This is a genomic window from Streptomonospora alba (assembly GCF_000826685.1).
In the GTDB taxonomy this organism is placed as follows: domain Bacteria; phylum Actinomycetota; class Actinomycetes; order Streptosporangiales; family Streptosporangiaceae; genus Streptomonospora; species Streptomonospora alba.
In genome coordinates this window covers 1-3,305 of the sequence record NZ_JROO01000071.1, presented here as the reverse complement: position 1 = coordinate 3,305, position 3,305 = coordinate 1, and the positions used below count along the sequence as shown (strand labels likewise).

1 rRNA gene is annotated in these 3,305 nt (G+C 59.6%); it reads right to left on the bottom strand.

The window, feature by feature from the left end:
• Positions 1-85: 85 nt before the first annotated feature.
• Positions 86-3,181 (bottom strand): 23S ribosomal RNA (locus tag LP52_RS25135).
• Positions 3,182-3,305 lie beyond the last annotated feature (124 nt).

Sequence of the window (3,305 nt, the reverse complement as noted above, 5' to 3'; positions counted from 1 at the left end):
AACCCCACCCCGAGAACACACCCCAAAAAAGGCACACCCCCGGACCGGGAACAATGAACAATATGCGCGAGCACCCAGCATCCACGGCGGACAAGCCCTCGGCCTATTAGTACCGGTCAGCTCCACCCCTCACAAGGCTTCCACACCCGGCCTATCAACCCAGTCATCACCTGGCGGCCTTACCCCCACCACAGGGCAGGAGACCTCATCTCGAAGCAAGCTTCCCACTTAGATGCTTTCAGCGGTTATCTCTCCCGAACGTAGCCAACCAGCCATGCCCCTGGCGGAACAACTGGCACACCAGCGGTTCGTCCGTCCCGGTCCTCTCGTACTAGGGACAGCCCTTCACAAGTCTCCAACGCGCGCAGCGGATAGGGACCGAACTGTCTCACGACGTTCTAAACCCAGCTCGCGTGCCGCTTTAATGGGCGAACAGCCCAACCCTTGGGACCAACTCCAGCCCCAGGATGCGACGAGCCGACATCGAGGTGCCAAACCATCCCGTCGATACGGACTCTTGGGGAAGATCAGCCTGTTATCCCCGGGGTACCTTTTAGCCGTTGAGCGACGCCGCTTCCACACGCCGGCGCCGGATCACTAGTCCCTGCTTTCGCACCTGCTCGACACGTCCGTCTCACAGTCAAGCTCCCTTGTGCACTTACACTCACCACCTGATTGCCAACCAGGCCGAGGGAACCTTTGGGCGCCTCCGTTACCCTTTAGGAGGCAACCGCCCCAGTTAAACTACCCACCAGACACTGTCCCCGAACCGGATCACGGCCCAAGGTTAGATGCCCGAAACAGCCAGAGTGGTATTTCACCAACGCCTCCACCACCACTGGCGTGGCGGCTTCACCGGCTCCCACCTATCCTACACAAACCATCCCAAACACCAATGTCAAGCTATAGTGAAGGTCCCGGGGTCTTTCCGTCCTGCTGCGCGAAACGAGCATCTTTACTCGTACTGCAATTTCACCGGGCCCGCGGTTGAGACAGCGGGAAAGTCGTTACGCCATTCGTGCAGGTCGGAACTTACCCGACAAGGAATTTCGCTACCTTAGGATGGTTATAGTTACCACCGCCGTTTACTGGCGCTTAGATTCCCAGCTTCACACCCAAAGGCGCTAACCGGTCCTCTTAACGTTCCAGCACCGGGCAGGCGTCAGTCCGTATACAGCGTCTTACGACTTCGCACGGACCTGTGTTTTTAATAAACAGTCGCTTTCCCCTGGTATCTGCGACCCCGCCCCGCTCACAGGGAAAACCTGATCACCGGACAGGGCTCCCCTTCTCCCAAAGTTACGGGGACAATTTGCCGAGTTCCTTAACCACGGATCACCCGAACGCCTCGGTATACTCTACCTGACCACCTGCGTCGGTTTAGGGTACTGGCCGCACACACACTCGCTAGAGGCTTTTCTCGACAGCACGGGATCACTCACTTCGCCGAAACGGCTCGGCATCACGCCTCACCCGTATAACAGGGCAGGGATTTACCACCACCCCGGGCTACACGCTTACCCCCGGACAACCACCGCCGGGTAAAGCTACCCCACTGCGTCACCCCATCACTTGCCTACACACCCCTCGGGTCCCAGACCCGGCCACCACGACAACCCCGAAGGGCCACCGCAGCACCAGACATGGTCAGCATCAGGGCTATCAGCATGGACGCGCATGCACGGGTACGGGAATATCAACCCGTTATCCATCGACTACGCCTGTCGGCCTCGCCTTAGGTCCAGACTCACCCTGGGCGGATCAACCTGCCCCAGGAACCCTTAGTCAATCGGCGCCGGAGTTTCTCACTCCGGTATCGCTACTCATGCCTGCATTCTCACTCGCACGCCCTCCACCCCGGGTCACCCCGCAGCTTCACCGGACGCACGACGCTCCCCTACCAACCAGCGTTCAAAAACGCCGGCTCCACGGCTTCGGCGGTGCACTTCAGCCCCGCTACATTATCGGCGCAGAATCACTTGACCAGTGAGCTATTACGCACTCTTTCAAGGATGGCTGCTTCTAAGCCAACCTCCTGGTTGTCTCAGCAACTCCACAACCTTTCCCACTTAGCGCACCCTTAGGGGCCTTAGCCGGAGATCTGGGCTGTTTCCCTCTCGACCACGGAGCTTATCCCCCGCAGTCTCACTGCCGCGCTGACTCCACCGGCATTCGGAGTTTATCTGACCTCAGTAACCTGGTCGGGCCCATCGGCCAAACAGTAGCTCTACCTCCGGGGAGCACCACACGACGCTGCACCTAAATGCATTTCGGGGAGAACCAGCTATCACGGAGTTTGATTGGCCTTTCACCCCTACCCACAGCTCATCCCCCAGGTTTTCAACCCTGGTGGGTTCGGGCCTCCACGAAGTCTTACCTCCGCTTCACCCTGGCCATGGGTAGATCACTCCGCTTCGGGTCCACAGCATGCGACTCAACCGCCCTATTCAGACTCGCTTTCGCTACGGCTACCCCACACGGGTTAACCTCGCCACACACCACGACTCGCAGGCTCATTCTTCAAAAGGCACGCCATCACCCCACACCGAAGTGAAGCTCTGACGGCTTGACAGCACACGGTTTCAGGTACTATTTCACAACCCCTCACCGGGGCACTTTTCACCTTTCCCTCACGGTACTCGTCCACTATCGGTCACCAGGACGTATTCAGGCTTGACAGGTGGTCCTGCCAGATTCACACGGAATTCCACGAGCTCCGCGCTACTCGGGGACACGCCCAATGACATGTGCCATGACTTCGCCTACGGGACTCTCACCCACTCCGGCGCCGCTTCCCAACGGCTTCGACTACCACACCACACCCCACACCGGGCCGGCAGACCCAGTACAGACGCACCCCACAACCCCACACACGCAACGGCCGCCGCCTATCCCACGCGCATGGTTTAGCCATCATCCCCGTTCGCTCACCACTACTCAGGGAATCACTATTGTCTTCTCTTCCTGCGGGTACTGAGATGTTTCACTTCCCCGCGTCACCACCGACCGCCCTATACATTCAGACGGCGGCAACCCGACACAACTCGGGCTGGGTTCCCCCATTCGGACACCCACGGATCAACGCTCGGTTGACAACTCCCCGTGGACTATCGCGGCCTCCCACGTCCTTCATCGGCGCCTGGTGCCAAGGCATCCACCGTATGCCACTCTTGCTTGGCCACCGCAGATACAAGATGCTCGCGCACACTATCCACAAATCAAACCACCAGCCACACACCCGACCACAACCCCCAGGCGAACCCGCACCCGCACCGACCGGCCCACCGCACCGCCGCACCCGCCCC